A 17731-nucleotide genomic window follows, 5' to 3' on the forward strand; every position below is an offset into this window, starting at 1 on the left:
AGCGGGTCAGCGTGCTGGGGGGAACGCCGAGCCAGCGCCCCGGGCACCGTCGTGCCGGTCACCGGCCGCGGTCGGGACCCGTGGCGGAACGTCGGTGACCGAACACGAGGTGGTGTGCAGCCGTGGACAAGCGGATGACGGAACTCAGTGAAAGCCACGACGATCCGTTCGCGCTGCACCTGGCCGCCTTGGCTGTGCTCGACGACCGGGGGGTCGTGGTCGGGTGGAACCGGCGGGCCCAGGAACTTCTCGGCCATCCGGACACGGACGTGATCGGTCGTCCGGCGTTCGAGGGCCTCGTCGATTCTCGTGATCTGCCGGCTGTCAGGGAGGCCGCGGGGATCTGCAGGAGAGCGGGTGGCTGGTTCGGCGTGCTCAGGGTGCGCCACCGTGACGGGCGGCTGGTGGAGATGGGGATCAGAGCCCATGCGATCTCACGCGATGACCGGGTCCGTGAGTGGTTTCTCGCCGGGGCACTCGCGGTGGACGTCCTGGAGTGGCAAAGGGACCGCGCGGTTCTCGACGGGTTGTACCGCCAGTGCCCGATCGGCCTGGTCGTTCACGGCCCCGACCTCAGGCTTCTCCGGGTCAACCGGGCCATCGAACGCTTCACCGGCCTCCCGGCAGCGGACTTCCGGGGGCTGCCCACCGGACAGATGCTCCTCCCCGACGACGCACGCAAGGCCGTGGACCGGGTGCGCCAGGTGATCGAGACCGGAAGACCGTTGGTCTACTCCGAGCAGTTCGCCCGCCTGGAGCAGGACCCGGCACGAGAGCGGGTCGCCCTGGTCTCGTCCTTCCGGATGGAGGATCCCGCCGGCCGCGTCCTGGGCGTGGCCGAGCTGATCGAGGACATCACCGAACGCCATCGGGCCCAACGCCGGCTCGCGCTCCTCGACCAGGCCGGCAGCCGGATCGGCACCACCCTCGACGTGGCGGAGACCGCCCGGGAACTCGCCGAGGTGATGGTGCCGCACCTCGCCGACCACGCGTCAGTGGATCTGCTTCAGCCGGTGACGCGCGGTGAGGAACTGGCGCGGGGCCTGGCAGGGCCCGTGGTACGACTGGGGGACAGCAGCGTCGGTGTCCAGCGAGCCGGCCCGCCCCACCCGCATGGCGAGCCGGTGGAGTTCGCGCCCGACACGCCCCAGGGCAGATGCCTGGTCGAAGGACTGCCCGTCCTGGAACCGGTCCTTTCGCCCGACTGGTTCTCGACGGAGAGCCGCCGGGGCACCCATGCCCCGGACCTGGGTGCCCACTCGCTGATCGTGGTGCCTCTCGCCGCGCGTGGCCTGGCGCTGGGCGTGATGACCCTGTGGCGTTCGCGCCGTCCCGATCCCTTCGAGGCGGACGATCTCACCCTCGCCCAGGAACTCGCCTCGCGCGCCGCCGTCGCCATCGACAACGCCAGGCGCTTCACCCAGCAGCAGCAGACCGCGTTCACCTTGCAGAGCAGCCTTCTGCCCCGGGTGGTTCCGGACCAGTCGGCCGTCGAGGTGGCCCTGCGGTACCTGCCGGCCAGCGCGGCGCCGGGCCTGGGCGGCGACTGGTTCGACGTCATTCCCCTGTCCGGGGCCCGGATCGCCCTCGTCGTCGGCGACGTGGTGGGACGCGGCCTTCATGCTGCCGCCACCATGGGGCGGCTGCGTACCGCCGTCCATACGCTCGCCAGCCTCGACCTCGAACCCGACGAGGTCCTCTCCCGCCTGGACGACCTGGTCGGCCTGTTGGCGGCCGAACAGGAAGCAGCCGGCGAACGGCCTGTGGGCGAGCAGGTCGTCGGCGCCACCTGCCTGTACGCCGTGTACGACCCGGTCTCCGGGGGGTGCTCCATGGCCCGCGCCGGCCACCCGCCGCCGGTGGTGACCGCCCCGGACGGACAGGCGGCTCTGCTCGACCTGCCCGCCGGCCCACCGCTCGGCTTGGGCGGCCTGCCCTTCGAGGCCCGAGAGATCGACCTGGCCGACGGAAGCCTGCTGTGCCTGTACACCAACGGAGTCATCGGCGAACGCCACATCGATGCCGACATCGCCCTGGCCAAGCTGTCCGCGGCGCTCACCCACCCGGCGGACGCGCTGGAACGGACATGCCAAGCGGTGGTCGACTCGCTCGTGCCCGAGCGGCCCAGCGACGACGTCGCGTTGCTGGTCGCCCGCACCCACTTGCTGCCACCGGGGAATGTCGCCTCCTGGTGTCTGCCGCTGGAGCCCGCCAGCGCCGCTCGGGCCCGGGCACTGACCTCGGCCAAGCTGACCGAATGGGGTCTGGAGCATCTGGCGTTCGCCACCGAGTTGATCGCCAGCGAACTGGTCACCAACGCCTACCGGTACGCCAGTGGCCCGGCGACCCTGCGGCTGATCCGGGAACGGTGTCTGGTGTGCGAGGTCAGCGACGCCAGCCACACGTCACCCCACCTGCGTCGCGCACGTACCACCGACGAGGGCGGGCGCGGGCTGTTCCTGGTGGCCCAGATGACGGAACGCTGGGGCACCCGCTACACCCGTGAGGGCAAGACGGTGTGGACCGAACAACCACTGGCCGGCCCACGCCTGTGACCGTCCAGGCCTTGGCCCGCCCCCGCCGCGGCGGTCATTCCGCTGCGGCGAGCAGCCGTGCCTCGCTTTCCTCGTACAGCCGCCGGCTCTCGCGGCTGTCGGTGGCGTTGCGCCGGTGGTCCAGACGGCTGCCCAGCCAGCCCGCCAGATAGCCGAACGGGACGGAGACCAGTCCGGTGGACTGCATGGGGAACAGGTGGAAGTCGGCGTGGGGGAAGACGGCGGACGGCGTGCCCGAAACGGCCTTGGAGAAGATCATCAGCAGCAGTGCGCATGCCGCGCCGCCGTACAGGGCCGCGAGCAGACCGGTGCGCGTGAACCCGCGCCAGAACAGGGAGTAGGTGAGCGCGGGTGCCACCGCTGATGCCCCTATGCAGATGGCCAGAGTGGTCAGCACGCCGACGTCCCAGTCCTTGACCAGGGTGGAGACTGCGACGGCGACGGTCCCCACGGCCACGCTCGTCCACGCCGCCACCGTCATCTCCGTACGCGGCTCGGCGTGACCCCGCCGCGCCGCATGGGCGAACAGGTCGTGGGCGAGCGACGAGGCGGCGGCCAGGGTCATCCCGGCGACCGACGACAGCAGGGTGATGAACACCATGCCCGCCACGGCCGAGTAGAGAATCGTCGCGCCCGCGGAGGCGGGGTCCCCGCCGAGCGCCTGCGCCAGCATGAGCACCGAGGTGCTGCCGCGCGGATCGACCGCGGTGATGTACCGCGATCCCACCAGCGCCGCTGCGCCCGTACCCATGATGATCACGAGCAGGCAGAAGGTGGTGACAGTGCTGACCGCCCACGACATGGAGCGGCGTACGGCCGGCACGTCCCGCGCGGAGTACAGACGCATGGTGATGTGGGGCAGGCAGGCCACGCCGAGGACCACGGTGATCTGGAGACCGGCGAAGTCCAGCCGGTCAACGGCCGAGGTGCCCAGCTGTAGGCCCTGCCGGAGGAAGGCGGGGCCCGCGCCGCTGCCGTGCTGTGCGGCCCTGAGCACCTCGCCGGGGCTCCAGTCGAAACGGCGCAGCACCAGGGCGGCGACGACGGCACTGGTGCCGAGCAGGAGCACGATCTTGATCATCTGCATGAGCGCGGTGCCTCTCATGCCGCCGAGCGCCGCGTAGATGATCATCAAGCTGCCGACGATGACGATGCACGCCGTCCTGGCGCCCCCCGAGTGCGGGATGTTCAGGATGAAGGTGAGCAGCGACCCGGCCCCGGAGAGCTGGACGACCAGGAACGGCATGGTCGCCGCAAGCGTCACCAGACAGGCGGCGATACGCACGGCCCGCCCGGGTATGGTCCGGGCCAGCACGTCGCCCATGGTGAACCTGCCGGCGTTGCGCAGTGGTTCGGCCATCAGGAACATGAGCACCACCAGCGACAGGGCGGTGCTCACCGCGAGCACATAGCCGTCGTACCCGGCCAGCGCGATGATGCCGGAGGTGCTCAGCACCGTGGCCGCGGAGATGTAGTCGCCCGCGATGGCCAGGCCGTTCTTGAGCGGGGTGAGCGACAGGTAGCCGGTGTAGAAGTTCGTGAGATCGTCGCGGTCCGGGCCCGCCATCACGCACGTCAGCAGCGTGACGGTGACCAGGGCGGTGAACAGGACGAGGACGGCTGCCTGCGTCCCGGAGCTGAAGTCGTTCATCTCGCCACCCCCGCGTCCCGGCCCATGGGGCCGGCCGGCTCCCTGACGGCGCGGGCCAGCGGATCCACCGAGCGCCGTGCACTGCGTCCGTACCAGAAGACAGCCGCGAAGGTGACGACGAGTTGGAAGACGCCCAGCGTCATGCCCAGGCTCAGCTCCCCGGCGATCCTGGACCCCATCAGGCCCGGCGCCCAGCAGGACAGCACCACATACACCGCGAAGGAGCCGAGAGCGGCGAGCGTGGTAATCCGACGGAGCAGACGGTAGGCCGAGCGCAGGGCGGCGAGGTCGGTGCCGCGCCGATGCGTCTCGTGCGCATACGGCTCGTTGCGAGCGGCCTGCCCGTACGACGCGTGTCGCGGGGCGTCGTGTCCGTACGACTGGGGCTCGGGGTGCGGCAGCGGCCATCCCCTCGGTACTGACGGCGGGTACAGGTTGTCGTGGGAGTACGTCATCGCCTGGCCTTCCACTACGGATCGGATCCGCGAGGTGAACGGGGAAGAAGGGTCCGGGCGGCGCACCATACCGACTGGTCGGGATGTCTGTAAGTCCGCAGTCGGTCACGTTTTCAGTTCGACGGTTCCCGGCGGCTGCTACCCCTGCTCGGGAACCGCCATCTCACCCAGCAGCGACCAGTCGTCCTGCGGAACGGCCATGTTCACGATGCGGGGCGTCTCGGCCAGGTGCGGCGGCAGGGTCTGCTGCGCGGCCTTGAAGTGCGCGGACTGCACATGAGCGGCCCCTGCCTCGTCATCACGGAAGGCCTCGACCAGGACGAACTCCGTCGGGTCGTCGACGCTTCGGGACCAGCTGAACCAGAGGCAGCCCGGCTCGCTGCGCGTGGCCTCGGTGAATTCGGCGGCGATCTCCGGCCACCGGTCGGCATGCTCGGGACGGACTCGGAACTTCGCGGTGATGAAGATCATCGTTCTGCCTCTCTCATGGAGCCGCACGGTCGGGCGGCGGCGATTCAGGGTGGAACCAAGATCCTACGGCGTCACGCGGCCGTCGGCGGTCCGGGTGGCCGCAGACGAGCGGTGTCAGGTCGAGGCCGGGACCGGGCCGTGCGTCGTGCGTGCACCGCGATCGGCTTGCCCCCGACGGGACGGCGCCCTACGCTCACGGGTACCTACCGACCAGCCGGTATGCCCGCCGGACGGCGACACGCGCGACGAGCAGTCTGCCGACGTGTGTCGGCCCCGATCCAACGAAGGAGCCGCCCGAGATGCGCGGAGTCACCACCAGGTGCGCCTGGCCGCACGTCCCGTGGGGCAACCCCGGCCCACCGACTGGAAGCACACCGAGGAGTCGGCCGGTGAGCCGGGCGGCGGGGAATTCCTGGTGCTGGCGCAGCAGGCGAAGAGGGCATGGTGGCGCGGTGTGTGCGCGGGCGCAGGAGCTGACGCGCTGGACGCGGAAGCCCAGGCCGGGAGCCCTCTCCCCAATGGCAAGCGAAGTTCCTCACAATCGTCGACTTCGACGCGTGCCCGTGTAGAGTGAAGACCGCCTTTGACCTGCACAAAGCAGGCAGGGAGCCGCCTTTCAGGAGTCCAAAGTGCTGCGTACTCTGTTCAAGTCCAAGATCCACCGCGCCACCGTCACCCAGGCCGACCTGCACTACGTGGGATCGGTGACCATCGACGCCGATCTTCTCGACGCCGCGGACCTGCTGCCCGGGGAGCTGGTGCACATCGTCGACGTCACCAACGGCGCCCGGCTGGAGACGTACGTCATCGAGGGCGAGCGCGGTTCCGGGGTCATCGGGATCAACGGGGCGGCGGCCCACCTCGTCCATCCCGGCGACCTGGTGATCATCATCAGCTACGCTCAGGTCACCGAGGCTGAGGCGCGCGAGCTGCGGCCCCGGGTCGTGCACGTCGACGCCGGTAACCGGATCGTGTCCCTCGGCGCCGACCCGTCGGAGCCGGTGCCCGGCTCCGACCAGCAGCGCAGCCCCCAGGCCGTCCAGGCCTGACCGGCCGCGAGGACCAGGACCTGGAGCGTGCCCATGGGTGACACCGAGATTCGCGACGACCGGGCGGCCGGCCGCCTGGAAGCCCTCGGCGGCGGTGAAGTCGTCGGCCGCATCGAGTACTTCGTCCTGGAGTCACCCGCACGCGCCCTGGTTCCCGTCCACACGATCGTCGAGCCCGCCCACGAGGGCAAGGGCATCGCCGGATCGCTCGCCCGCGAGCTGTACACCCTCGCCGAGCGCGAGGGCGTCGCCGTGGCCCCGCTGTGCTCGTACGTCGTCAAGTGGGCCGAACGCCACCCCGACGTCGCCCCGCCGGCCGACCCGGAACTCCTGTCGGCCGCGAAGGACTGGCTGCGCGCGCACCCAGGACGGTTCTGAGCGGCCGGAGGTTTCCGTGGCCCCGGCCCCCCACCCGGACCCGTTCGGTGCTGCCGTCGGGTGAGTGCCGGGGCGGTGGTCGGGTAGGCGGGGGACAAGTCCAGAGGCGACGCTTCGTGACTGCCGGAGGACAACACCGATGACGAACCCCTATCCCGACCCGGTTCCGCCCGGCCCGACACCGGGCCCGGGTCCGACCCCGCCGGATCCGTACCCCAGCCCGGTCCCGAACCCCGAACCGAGCCCCCAGCCCATCCCGCCGGGCCCCGGTCCGGAACCGGCACCGCCCGCGCCGGGCCCCGACCCGACCCCGCCGCCGGTTCCGCCTCACCCGGGGCCGCCCGGACCACCGGACCCCTCCCCGTCTCCGATCCCGCCGGGGCCGGAACCGGTCCCGAACCCCGAACCCGGTCCACCCCTCACCTGACGGCACCGGCATGTGTCGGCGCCTTCGCGGGCGTGGGGAACCGAGCGGCCCAGCATCGGGCAGGCCGCTCGCTTCCCCACGGGCCGGCTGTCGGCGTGCGGGAGGACGGGCGCCGGCCCGCCGTCGTGAGTGAGCCGCCGGCCTGCCCCACGCGAGCCGCCGTCCCGCTGGCCGCCGACCGCGGCGCGGGCCGCGGTCGCGTCACGGCCGCAGCGCCCCGCCAACGGGCGAGCGGCAGCCGTATCGACAGGCAGCCGTATCGACTGGCGGCCCTAACGACCGGCGGCCGTATCGCCGTCCCGCCCCGCCCGTCCCGCCCCGCCCCGACCCGCAGGGATCCGGCGCAGCTGCCCAGCCCATAGGCGCCAACGCCGTCTGCGCTCAGCCCCGCGGTCACCCCGCCCGTCGACAGGCCGCGACCACCCAACCCCGCCGGTACGCATTCTTGCCACCCGGGCCGCTCGCCCCAGCGAGTACGCGGCCCGCCGTCGGCACGCGCCCCCCACTGGCACCCCCTACGACCGCGCACCGGGTGGCGCGCCCCCCGTTGACGCGCCCCCGTCGGTCGTCCTATCCCCGAACCGCCCGCGCCCGGAGCCGCCCGCCCCGCACCGCCCCCTAAGCCGAAACCTCGGACCGATCCCCGCCCCACAGCGTGTGGAACGCGCCGTCCCGGTCCACCCGGCGGTACGTGTGCGCGCCGAAGAAGTCGCGCTGGCCCTGGGTCAGGGCGGCCGGCAGGCGTTCGGCGCGCAGGGCGTCGTAGTAGGCCAGCGCCGCCGCGAAGCCCGGGGTCGGCACTCCCTGTCGTGTCGCCGCGACGAGCACCTCGCGCCAGTCGTCCTGCGCGGCGGCGATCTCCCGTGCGAACGTCTCGTCCGACAGCAGGCTCGGCAGGTCGGACCGGGCGTCGTACGCGGCGCGGATGCGGTCCAGGAAGGCCGCCCGGATGATGCAGCCGCCGCGCCAGATGGAGGCGATCTCACCCAGGTCGATGTCCCAGCCGTACTCCTCGCTGCCCGCGGCGATCTCGTGGAACCCCTGCGTGTACGACACGATCTTGGACGCGTACAGCGCCTGCTCGACCCGGTCGGCGAAGGCCGCCGCATCCGACTCGCCGAGCGGTGTCGCCTTCGGCCCGGCCAGGCCCCGCGAGGCCTCCCGGAGCGCCGCGTGGCCCGACAGCGACCGGGCGAACACCGCTTCCGCGATGCCCGACACCGGCACGCCCAGGTCCAGGGCGATCTGCACGGTCCAGCGACCGGTGCCCTTCTGCTCGGCCTGGTCGACGACGACGTCCACGAACGGCTCGCCGCCGGCGTCCACGTGGGACAGCACCTCGGCGGTGATCTCGATCAGGTAGGAGTCGAGCCGGCCGGTGTTCCAGGTGCGGAAGATGTCGGCGATCTGCGCGGGGGAGTACCCGGCGACGTCGCGCAGCAACTGGTACGCCTCGCCGATCAGCTGCATGTCGGCGTACTCGATGCCGTTGTGCACCATCTTCACGAAGTGCCCGGCGCCGTCCGGACCCACGTGGGTCACGCACGGCGCCCCGTCGGGGGCCTTGGCGGAGATCTTCTCCAGCATCGGCCCCAGCGGCCTGTACGACTCCACCGACCCGCCCGGCATGATGCTCGGCCCGTGCAGCGCGCCCTCCTCACCGCCGGAGATGCCCGTGCCGACGAAGTGGATGCCGTGCTCGCGCAGTTCCCGCTCCCGGCGGCGGGTGTCCGCGAAGTGCGCGTTGCCGCCGTCGATGATCATGTCGCCGGGCTCCAGGAGCGGAGCGAACTCCTGGATGACGGCGTCCGTCGGCTCGCCCGCCTTGACCATGACGACCAGGCGGCGCGGGCGCTCCAGGGCCGCCACGAAGTCCTTGGCGGTCTCGGCAGCGACGAAGTCGCCCTCGTGCCCGAACTCCTTCACCAGCGCCTGGGTGCGCGACACCGTACGGTTGTGCACGGCGACCGTGTAACCGTTGCGCGCGAAGTTCCGGGCGAGATTGCGGCCCATGACCGCCAGGCCCGTGACACCGATCTGCGCTGAAGTGCTCATACCGCCTGCTCCCTGGTTGCCTCGTGACTACGGCTCCGTCAGTACGGGCCCTCGCTCATCCTGACGTGCCGCTACGGCGAGCGCACTTGCGACCCGCCACGCATGTGTACGCGGCGACGGCGCCTTCCGCCTCACTCACCGGCCCGTCTGCCCGGGCAGGGGGACGTTACCGGCCACTCTCCGGAACCGGGCGGCCGAAATCGCGTCTTGTCATGGCCAGTTCGCCGCGCTTACTTTTGCCCCGCCTGACGCACCTCCTGACGCATGCCGAGGGGAATTCGCACATGGCCGCACGCGGCCGGCACCGCCGGTACCAGCCGAACAGGATCAACCGCGCATCACTCACCGTCACGGCGGGCGGTGCCGGCCTCGCGATCCCGCTGGTCGCCGCCGGCACCGCGAACGCCGCCGACGTGGCCACCTGGAACAAGGTCGCCGCGTGCGAGTCCAGTGGGAACTGGAGCATCAACACCGGTAACGGCTTCTACGGCGGCCTCCAGTTCACCCGGTCCACCTGGGACGCGTACGGCGGCACCCGGTACGCGGCGCGTGCCGACCTGGCCACCCGGGACCAGCAGATCGCCGTCGCCGAGAAGGTCCTCGACGGACAGGGGCCGGGCGCCTGGCCCGTGTGCTCGGGGTCCGCCGGGCTCACCCGCGGCGGCGGCAGCCCCGACGTGCGCGCGGAGACCGTCTCCACCCATCCCGCCCGGTCCCGCCCCGCGTCCACCTCCGTGCGGGACGTACGGCCGCAGACCACTCCGCAGTCCCGCGCGGGCCGCGCCGAGATGTACACGGTGGTGCACGGCGACACGCTCTCCGGCATCGCCGGCGACCACCAGGTGCGGGGCGGCTGGCGCACGCTGTACGCGGGCAACCGCACGACGATCGGCACCGATCCCGACCTGATCGTGCCCGGCCAGCGGCTCAGCCTGAGCGGCACCCGCACCAGGACCGCGCCGCCCGAGGCCCCGGGGAAGAAGACACCTCCGCCGCATCGCACCACGCACCACCCCGGCACGCCCCCGACCCGGCACGCGCTCGTCGCCCCGGTGACCGCGCCGGTCGGCACCGGCTACCGCGTGGCCGGCTCCCACTGGTCCAAGGGCTACCACACCGGCGTCGACTTCCTCGTGCCCACCGGCACCTCCGTGAAGGCGGCGGCGGCCGGGCACGTGGTGTCCGCCGGCTGGGGCGGCTCGTACGGCTACCAGGTGGTGCTCCGGCACGCCGACGGCCGCTACACGCAGTACGCCCACCTGTCGGCGATCTCCGTACGGGCCGGCCAGAGCGTCAGCGCGGGCCAGCGCCTCGGCCGCTCCGGCGCCACCGGCAACGTCACAGGCCCGCACCTGCACTTCGAGGTGCGGACGGGGCCGGGCTTCGGCTCGGACATCGACCCGCTCGCCTATCTCCGGGCGGGCGGCGTCGGAATCTGACACGCGGCACGGCAGCGGGCGCGGCACCACTCACTGGTCCGACGCATCCGCCGCACGCGCGTCAGGAACCGACGCGCGTGCGGTGCCGGTCCAGTACCGGCAGCGGCACCCGCACGCCTCCGGGCAGCGGCGTGTACGGCGCGGGGAGCGCATCGCCGGGGTCCGTGCCGCTGCCGCCCGGGCCCGGGACGGGCAGTTCACGCGGTGGCGGTCCGGCCGGCCCGGCACCGGCCTGCGCCGTGCGCTGCCGCGGTACGACGACCAACCCCTCCGCCGCGTCCCGCACCGACGCGCCCCCGGCGGACGACGTTCCGGCGAACAATCCCACAACCGGGGCCGCCTCGGCGGGCGCCGCTGCGCCCGGCACCGATGTGTCCTCCATCCGTTCCGTCGTCAGCATGACCAGGCCACCCGCCGTCACCACGCCGCAGGCCAGCGCGAGCACCGTGCCCGTGGTGCCGTGGCGGAACGTCTCGCCGAACATCAGGACGCCCACCGCGGCGGCCAGCATCGGGTTCACGACCGTCAGCGTGGCCAGGGGCGCGGTGAGTCCGCCGCCCCGGTAGGAGGCCTGGGACAGCAGCACCCCGGCGACCGCGAACAGGCAGACCGCCGCGAGCGAGGCCAGGTCGGCCGGCCCGAAGCCCAGGGTCCGGTCCACGGCGACGGTCTTGGTGAACACCGACGACATGCCGAACGCGATGCCGGACGCGGTGGCGAGCAGGACACTGCGCATGGCCGGATGCCGGTGCGCGGCCAGGCCGGCGCACATCAGGGCCACCACCGCTCCGCCGGTGACCAGGGCGGCCACCACCCGCTGGGCCGGGGTGAGGGAGTGGGCGCCGGAGGTGCCGACCAGGGACAGCAGCCCGGCGAGTCCCACCGTGGCCATGAGGGCGCCACGCCAGGCCGTGGCGCCGGCCCGGCGGCCGACGCACAGCGCGGCCAGGGGCAGCGCGAAGACGATGGTCAGCGCGCCCAGCGGCTGGACGAGGCTGAGCGGACCGCAGGCGAGCGCCACGACGTGGAGCACGCCGCCGAGACCGTTGAGCGCCAGCGCGCCCCACCAGCCCGGGCGGCGCAGCGGCAGATACGCCTCGTGCGGGGCGGACACCGCGACCTGCTCCTGCACGATGGCGCCGCCCGCGTAGGCGACGGCGGAGACGAGCGACAGGAGCACGGACAGCGCCAGGGCGCTCATCGGCGTCTCCCCCGAGTACGGCGGGGGTCGCGGACCCGGCGTGACGGGCGGTCGGCTTCCATGGCGAACACTCTGCCGGGTGGCGCCCGCTCCGTCGTCGTACCTGAGGCCTCACTACGTCCTACTACCGATGGAGTAGGCACCCGGCCGGTCATCCTCAGGCAGGGGGAGGCAGGATCCGGCCCCGCGCGGCCGGCCCGTGAACGCACCTGGTAGGAGTGCCTGTCGTGGACCTCGACCCCGATCTCGCCGCCCTCCGCTCCCTCGGCGGCTTCTTCGTCCTGCGCACTCTCCCGCCTCCGCCTCCGCCTCCCCCTCCGGCCGCGGCCGCCGACGGCACGGGTCCGCACCGGCTCCCGACCCTCGCGGAGGCCTACGACGGGGTGGCCCCGGACGGCCGCCATGACGCGCTGACGCTGCGTGTCGCCACCGTCGGGGCCCGGTTGGGGACCGCCGAACCGCGGGTCGCCGCCTCCCTCGCCCAGCAGGGGCTGGCCGCCCGGCTGTGGTCGGCCGCGCTGGGCTGCGCCGTGCTGTACGGCCGGCTGCCCTCCCTGGACCCGGGGCTGCTGCGCTGGGACCCCCTCGCCTCCGCCCCTGACGACCTGTGGCTCACCGGGGTGCGCACGCTGCCCGGCGACGCGGACGCCGTCGCCGCCGCCGTCCTCGACGCCCACCTGGAACCCCTGGGCGCCGCCCTGCGGGCCCGCTACGGCGTCGCCGCCGGCCTGCTGCGGGGCAACGCCGGTTCGGCGCTCGCCGCGACGGCCCGCGAACTGGCCCGCTGGGCCCGCGCCCACGGCCGTACCGACGCAGTGGAACGGGCCCGCGCGCTCACCGGCGAACTGTTCACCCACCCCCTGCTGCGCGCCACCGGTGCCCGCGCCGGTACGGCCTTCCGCCGCCACAGCTGCTGCCTGTACTACCGCGTCCCCGGCGGCGGACTGTGCGGTGACTGCTGCCTCACCCGCCTGCCGCGCTCTTCCCCGCGCGCCGCATCTGGGTGACCATGGGGGAGAACGTGCCACCGAGACCAGGGGGTTGTCGGGTGCGAGTGGGACTGCTGAGCCGGGAGTACCCCCCGGACGTGTACGGCGGCGCCGGTGTCCATGTCGAGTTCCTCGCCCGCGAGCTGGCCTCGCTGGTGGACCTGGAGGTGCACTGCTGGGGCGAGGGACGCGGCGACGGTGTCGTACGCCACCGTCCCTGGTCCGCCCTCGACGGAGCGAACGACGCGCTGCGCACCTTCTCCGTGGACCTCGCCGTCGCCGCCGCCCTCGAAGGCCGCGAACTCGTCCACTCGCACACCTGGTACGCCAATCTGGCCGGCCATGTCGCCAAGCTGCTGTACGGCGTCCCGCACGTCGTCACCGCCCACTCGCTGGAGCCGCTGCGCCCCTGGAAGGCGGAGCAACTCGGCGGTGGGTACGCCCTGTCGGGCTGGGCCGAACGCACCGCGATCGAGGCCGCCGACGCGGTGATCGCCGTCTCGGGCGCCATGCGGGAGGACGTCCTGTCCTGTTACCCGGCACTGGACCCGGCCCGGGTCCACGTCGTGCACAACGGCATCGACACCCGGCTCTACCGCCCCGACCACGGCACCGACGCCCTCACCCGGCACGGCATCGACCCCGCGCGTCCCTACGTCCTGTTCGTCGGCCGGATCACCCGCCAGAAGGGCGTGCCCCATCTGCTGCGCGCCGTACGGGACATCGACCCCGGCGTCCAGGTGGTGCTGTGCGCCGGCGCGCCCGACACCCCGGAGATCGACCGGGAGTTCCGCGAGCTGTTCGAGGAACTGAGCCGGGTCCGGTCGGGCGTGTTCTGGATCCCGCAGATGCTGCCGCGTCCGGAGGTGATCCAACTCCTCACGCGGGCGTCGGTGTTCGCCTGCCCCTCGGTGTACGAGCCGCTCGGCATCGTCAATCTGGAGGCGATGGCCTGCGGCACGCCGGTCGTCGCGTCCCGGGTGGGCGGCATCCCCGAGGTCGTGGACGACGGCCGCACCGGCCTCCTCGTCGACGTGGACGACGGTTTCGAGTCCGGGCTCGCCCGCGCGCTGGACGCCGTGCTCGCAGATCCGGCGGCGGCCCGGCGGATGGGGGAGGCCGGACGGGCGCGCGCGGTGGGCGAGTTCGGCTGGGACGCGGTGGCCCGCCGCACGGCCGGACTGTACGAGGAGATCCTCAAGGAGGCTTAGTCCGGCCCTCTCGGGGCAACCATGGTTCAACCAGGGCTGAGGGGAGCGGGCATGCGTCGTGGAGGGCCTTCCGTGCTCGGGATCGTGCTGGCGGGCGGCGAGGGCAAGCGCCTGATGCCGCTCACCGCGGACCGCGCCAAACCGGCGGTCACCTTCGGCGGCACGTACCGCCTGGTCGACTTCGTCCTGTCCAACCTGGTCAACGCCGACGTGCTGCGCATCTGTGTGCTGACCCAGTACAAGTCGCACTCGCTGGACCGGCACATCACCACCACCTGGCGGATGTCGAGCCTGCTCGGCAACTACGTCACCCCGGTCCCGGCCCAGCAGCGGCTCGGCCCGCGCTGGTACCTGGGCAGCGCCGACGCGCTCCTCCAGTCCCTGAACCTGGTCCACGACGAACAGCCCGAGTACGTGGCCGTGTTCGGCGCCGACCACGTCTACCGCATGGACCCGCGGCAGATGCTCGCGCAGCACATCGAGGGCGGCGCGGGAGTGACGGTGGCCGGCATCCGGGTGCCGCGCGCGGAGTCGCCGTCGTTCGGGGTGATCACGCCGGGCTCGGACGGGGTCACGGTGGAACGCTTCCTGGAGAAGCCCGCCGATCCGCCGGGCCTGCCGGACGACCCCGGATGCGTGTTCGCCTCGATGGGCAACTACATCTTCACCACCAAGGCGCTGATCGAGGCGCTGCACCGGGACGCCGAGGACACGCAGTCCGTGCACGACATGGGCGGCTCGATCCTGCCCCAGCTCACCGCGCGCGGCGAGGCCCAGCTGTACGACTTCAGCGACAACCACGTGCCCGGCGAGACCACCCGCGACCAGGGCTACTGGCGGGACGTGGGCACCTTGGACGCCTACTACGAGGCGCACATGGACCTGATCGCCGAGCGCCCCGCGTTCAACCTGTACAACCGCCAGTGGCCCATCTACACCCACTCGTACCAGCTCTCCCCGGCCCGGTTCAACGCGGGCGGCATCGCGAGCGAGTCCATCATCAGCGCGGGCTGCCTGATCCGCGGCCAGGTCAGCCGTTCGGTGCTCTCACCCGGTGTACGCGTCGATCCGGGCGCGGTCGTCCAGGGCTCGGTGCTGCACGACAACGTGCACGTCGGCCGGGGGGCGGTGGTCCGCGGCGCGGTCCTCGACAAGAACGTGGAGGTCCCGCCGGGCGCGACGATCGGTGTCAACCCGGAGCGGGACGCCGAGTTGTACACCGTCTCCAAGGCGGGCGTCATCGCGCTCGGCAAGGGGCAGCGGGTCCCCTGACCGACACCCCGTCAGGCCGCGGCCCCCGCGACGCGTTCCGCCTCGTCCTGACGGCAATGCCCGGGTTCACGCCGTTCGCCCTTCACGATGCAGGCAACGATGTCGAACCTTCGGAGGTCATCCGACATGAGAGGGACCCGGCGCACGCGGCTGTGCCTGGCCGGGGTGATGGCGGCGTCCGCGCTGGTCGCCACCCCCGCCGCACGGGCCGCCGAGCGGACCGACGGCCACCTCACCGACCTGGTGAATCCCTTCATCGGGACCCAGAACGAGGGGAACACCTTTCCCGGCGCGGCCGTGCCCTTCGGCATGGTGCAGCTCTCGCCGGACACCGGGCACAGCACCGGCTACGACTACGCGCACCACCGTGTCCGCGGCTTCTCCCTGGTCCACCTCTCGGGCGTCGGCTGCCGCATCGGCGGCGACCTGCCCGTGCTGCCCACCACCGGTGACGTCACCGAGACGGACTACGCCCGGTACGCGGCGACGTTCTCCCACGACGACGAGGAGGCGAGCCCCGGCTACTACCGGGTGGGTCTCGCCTCCGGCATCCGCGCCGAACTGACCGCGACCGCCCGCACCGGGGTGCAGCGCTACACCTTCCCGGCCACCCGCAAGGCCAATGTCCTGCTGAACGCCGCCCAGTCGCTGCACAAGCCCGTCGGCAGCGCGGTGGAGATCCTCGACGACCACACCGTGCGCACGGAGGTCACCGGCCACGGCTTCTGCCGGGACACCGGCCCGTACACCGTCTACACGGTCACCCGGTTCAGCCGGCCCTTCACCGCCTACGGCACCTGGGACGGCCAGGACGTCACTCCGGGCGCCCGCACCGGGCACGGCGGTGCCTACGTCCGCTTCGACACCACCGGGGACCGTACCGTCGAGGCGACCACCGCCCTGTCGTACGTCGACGCGCGGGGCGCCGCCGGGAACCTGCGGGCCGAGGGCGGCCGGCCCTTCGACGCCGTACGCCACCGCGCCCGCGAGGAGTGGGAGGACCGGCTCGCGGCCGTCCGCGCGCGGGGCGGCACGCCCACGCTCCGCCGGACGTTCTACTCCTCGCTGTACCGGTCCTACCTCGCGCCGAACGCCGGCAGCGACGCCGACGGCCGCTACTTCGGCTGGGATCGCCGCACGCACCGCGCCCGGGGCTTCACGTACTACCAGAACTGGTCGCTGTGGGACACCTACCGCACCCAGGCGCAGCTCCTCGCCCTGCTCGCCCCGCGCGAGGCCCGCGACATGGCCCGGTCGGTGGTCGCGATCGACGAGGACGGCGGCTGGCTGCCCAAGTGGGGGTACGGCCCGGTCGAGACGAACATCATGACCGGCGACCCGGTCACCCCGTTCCTGACCACCGCCTACCACATGGGGCTGCTGAAGGGGTTCGAGGAGCGCGCCTACCGTGCCCTGAGGAAGAACGCCGACGGAGTGCCGCCCGCCGCGTACCCGGGCGTCGGCCGGGAGGCCAATGCCGAGTACCTCGCCCATGGTTTCGCGCCCTACGTCAAGGGCCGCCCGTACGCCAAGATGGGTGACTCCGACTACCACCAGGGCGCCTCCGTCACCCTGGAGTACGCCCTCGCCGACGCCATGCTGGCCCAGATGGCCCGCGGTCTCGGCCACGAGGACGACGCCGCCCGCTACGCGGCCCGCTCGCGGAACTACCGCGCCATCTTCGACCCGGCCACCGGCTTCTTCCGTGCCCGCGACGCCTCCGGCGCCTTCACCGGACCGGCCGACCCCGCCCGCGGCACCGGCTTCCACGAGGGCACCGCCTGGCAGTACCAGTGGCTCGTCCCGCAGGACCTGCCCGGCATGACCGGCCTGATCGGCGGCACCCGCGCGGCCAACGACCGCCTGGACGCCTTCTTCGCCTACGACCGGCTGCTCGCCGACCCGGAGCGGACCGCCCGCGAGGTCTGGGTGCACGGTGACCCGTACGCCTACTACAACGCGGCCACCTACAACCCGCAGAACGAACCGGACCTGATCGCTCCGTACACCTACCTGTCCACCGGGCAACCCTGGAAGACCACGGACGTGGTGCACGCGGCGCTGACCCTGTTCACCGACAGCCCCACCGGCATCACCGGCAACGACGACCTCGGCACGATGTCCGCCTGGAACGTCCTGTCGTCCATCGGGCTCTTCCCGGTCCAGCCCGGCTACGACACCTGGGGCCTGACCACGCCGGTCTTCGACCGCGTCGACCTGACCCTGGACCGCTCCTACTGGCCGGGCGGCCGGCTGACCGTGCGCGCGCCCGGCACGTCGCCCACCGACCGCTACGTCCAGGCCGTCCGCACCGACGGCGCGCCTCACCGCCGGACCTACCTGACGACCGGGGCGCTGCGCTCGCTGCGCTCCCTGGCGTTCACGGTCGGCCCGCGCCCGTCAGGGTGGGGTACGTCAACCGGTGCGGCGCCGCCCGCCCTGAGGTGACCCCGGCTGTCCTGCGGCCCGTCCCTTCCGGAGGGGCGGGCCGCCCCTCGGCGGTCACGTGAAGTAATGTGACCATGCTTGACCGTAATCGTCTGCCGGGGTTTGACTTCTGGTCACCCGTCGTCGACGC

Annotated in this window: 13 protein-coding genes; 8 read left to right on the plus strand and 5 right to left on the minus strand. The window is 72.6% G+C overall.

Annotated features, from left to right (window positions below; genetic code table 11):
* Nucleotides 1-134 precede the first annotated feature (134 nt).
* On the plus strand, nucleotides 135-2555 hold the full coding sequence (locus AB0F03_RS19225) for a SpoIIE family protein phosphatase (protein ID WP_361993068.1): 2421 nt from the start codon (nucleotides 135-137) through the stop codon (nucleotides 2553-2555).
* Between the two features lie 34 nt (nucleotides 2556-2589).
* Here AB0F03_RS19225 and AB0F03_RS19230 read toward each other — a convergent pair whose 3' ends face one another.
* The 3 genes from AB0F03_RS19230 to AB0F03_RS19240 all read right to left on the minus strand — a co-directional run bounded on the left by AB0F03_RS19230 (nucleotide 2590) and on the right by AB0F03_RS19240 (nucleotide 5132).
* Nucleotides 2590-4206, minus strand: a complete 1617-nt coding sequence (locus AB0F03_RS19230) for a cation acetate symporter (protein WP_361993071.1) — start codon at nucleotides 4204-4206, stop codon at nucleotides 2590-2592.
* Nucleotides 4203-4661, minus strand: a complete 459-nt coding sequence (locus AB0F03_RS19235) for a DUF485 domain-containing protein (protein ID WP_361993074.1) — start codon at nucleotides 4659-4661, stop codon at nucleotides 4203-4205. Before AB0F03_RS19235 ends, AB0F03_RS19230 begins: the two co-directional genes overlap by 4 nt.
* A gap of 138 nt (nucleotides 4662-4799) precedes the next feature.
* A complete protein-coding gene (locus AB0F03_RS19240; protein WP_361993077.1) occupies nucleotides 4800-5132 on the minus strand; it encodes a putative quinol monooxygenase in 333 nt (110 codons plus the stop codon).
* Nucleotides 5133-5761: 629 nt separating this feature from the next.
* Here AB0F03_RS19240 and panD point away from each other — a divergent pair.
* Complete coding sequence (panD, locus tag AB0F03_RS19245) at nucleotides 5762-6181, plus strand: aspartate 1-decarboxylase (protein ID WP_361993080.1); 420 nt, start codon at nucleotides 5762-5764, stop codon at nucleotides 6179-6181.
* 33 nt (nucleotides 6182-6214) lie between these two features.
* A complete protein-coding gene (locus AB0F03_RS19250) occupies nucleotides 6215-6559 on the plus strand; it encodes a GNAT family N-acetyltransferase (RefSeq protein ID WP_361993083.1) in 345 nt (114 codons plus the stop codon).
* A 1045-nt stretch (nucleotides 6560-7604) separates the two neighbouring features.
* On the opposite strand, the gene gndA is transcribed toward AB0F03_RS19250, so the two are convergent.
* Nucleotides 7605-9041, minus strand: a complete 1437-nt coding sequence (gene gndA / locus AB0F03_RS19255; protein ID WP_361993086.1) for an NADP-dependent phosphogluconate dehydrogenase — start codon at nucleotides 9039-9041, stop codon at nucleotides 7605-7607.
* Nucleotides 9042-9325: 284 nt separating this feature from the next.
* Here gndA and AB0F03_RS19260 point away from each other — a divergent pair, with 284 nt between their 5' ends.
* Nucleotides 9326-10480, plus strand: coding sequence for a transglycosylase family protein (locus AB0F03_RS19260; RefSeq protein WP_361993088.1), 1155 nt, complete (start codon nucleotides 9326-9328; stop codon nucleotides 10478-10480).
* A gap of 61 nt (nucleotides 10481-10541) precedes the next feature.
* Here the strand turns inward: AB0F03_RS19260 and AB0F03_RS19265 are convergent, their stop codons facing one another.
* Nucleotides 10542-11681, minus strand: coding sequence for a DMT family transporter (locus AB0F03_RS19265; protein ID WP_361993091.1), 1140 nt, complete (start codon nucleotides 11679-11681; stop codon nucleotides 10542-10544).
* A gap of 227 nt (nucleotides 11682-11908) precedes the next feature.
* Between AB0F03_RS19265 and AB0F03_RS19270 the strand changes: the two genes are divergently transcribed.
* The 4 genes from AB0F03_RS19270 to AB0F03_RS19285 all read left to right on the plus strand — a co-directional run bounded on the left by AB0F03_RS19270 (nucleotide 11909) and on the right by AB0F03_RS19285 (nucleotide 17601).
* A complete protein-coding gene (locus AB0F03_RS19270) occupies nucleotides 11909-12688 on the plus strand; it encodes a (2Fe-2S)-binding protein (RefSeq protein WP_361993094.1) in 780 nt (259 codons plus the stop codon).
* A gap of 41 nt (nucleotides 12689-12729) precedes the next feature.
* Nucleotides 12730-13881, plus strand: a complete 1152-nt coding sequence (glgA, locus tag AB0F03_RS19275; protein WP_361993097.1) for a glycogen synthase — start codon at nucleotides 12730-12732, stop codon at nucleotides 13879-13881.
* A gap of 51 nt (nucleotides 13882-13932) precedes the next feature.
* Nucleotides 13933-15153: a glucose-1-phosphate adenylyltransferase gene (gene glgC, locus AB0F03_RS19280; RefSeq protein ID WP_361993100.1), complete on the plus strand. Its 1221-nt coding sequence runs from the start codon at nucleotides 13933-13935 to the stop codon at nucleotides 15151-15153.
* Nucleotides 15154-15279: 126 nt separating this feature from the next.
* Nucleotides 15280-17601, plus strand: a complete 2322-nt coding sequence (locus AB0F03_RS19285; RefSeq protein WP_361993103.1) for a GH92 family glycosyl hydrolase — start codon at nucleotides 15280-15282, stop codon at nucleotides 17599-17601.
* Nucleotides 17602-17731: the final 130 nt, after the last annotated feature.

This window comes from Streptomyces sp. NPDC028722 (assembly GCF_040637655.1).
Classification (GTDB): domain Bacteria; phylum Actinomycetota; class Actinomycetes; order Streptomycetales; family Streptomycetaceae; genus Streptomyces.

Bases quoted from the DNA above. Each gene is read 5' to 3' on its own strand.
- AB0F03_RS19235 (WP_361993074.1), bottom strand. From the start codon at position 4,661: ATGACGTACTCCCACGACAACCTGTACCCGCCGTCAGTACCGAGGGGA.
- AB0F03_RS19260 (WP_361993088.1), top strand. From the start codon at position 9,326: ATGGCCGCACGCGGCCGGCACCGCCGGTACCAGCCGAACAGGATCAAC.
- glgC (WP_361993100.1), top strand. From the start codon at position 13,933: ATGCGTCGTGGAGGGCCTTCCGTGCTCGGGATCGTGCTGGCGGGCGGC.
- AB0F03_RS19225 (WP_361993068.1), top strand. From the start codon at position 135: ATGACGGAACTCAGTGAAAGCCACGACGATCCGTTCGCGCTGCACCTG.
- AB0F03_RS19265 (WP_361993091.1), bottom strand. From the start codon at position 11,681: ATGAGCGCCCTGGCGCTGTCCGTGCTCCTGTCGCTCGTCTCCGCCGTC.
- AB0F03_RS19285 (WP_361993103.1), top strand. From the start codon at position 15,280: ATGAGAGGGACCCGGCGCACGCGGCTGTGCCTGGCCGGGGTGATGGCG.
- gndA (WP_361993086.1), bottom strand. From the start codon at position 9,041: ATGAGCACTTCAGCGCAGATCGGTGTCACGGGCCTGGCGGTCATGGGC.
- AB0F03_RS19230 (WP_361993071.1), bottom strand. From the start codon at position 4,206: ATGAACGACTTCAGCTCCGGGACGCAGGCAGCCGTCCTCGTCCTGTTC.
- AB0F03_RS19240 (WP_361993077.1), bottom strand. From the start codon at position 5,132: ATGATCTTCATCACCGCGAAGTTCCGAGTCCGTCCCGAGCATGCCGAC.
- AB0F03_RS19250 (WP_361993083.1), top strand. From the start codon at position 6,215: ATGGGTGACACCGAGATTCGCGACGACCGGGCGGCCGGCCGCCTGGAA.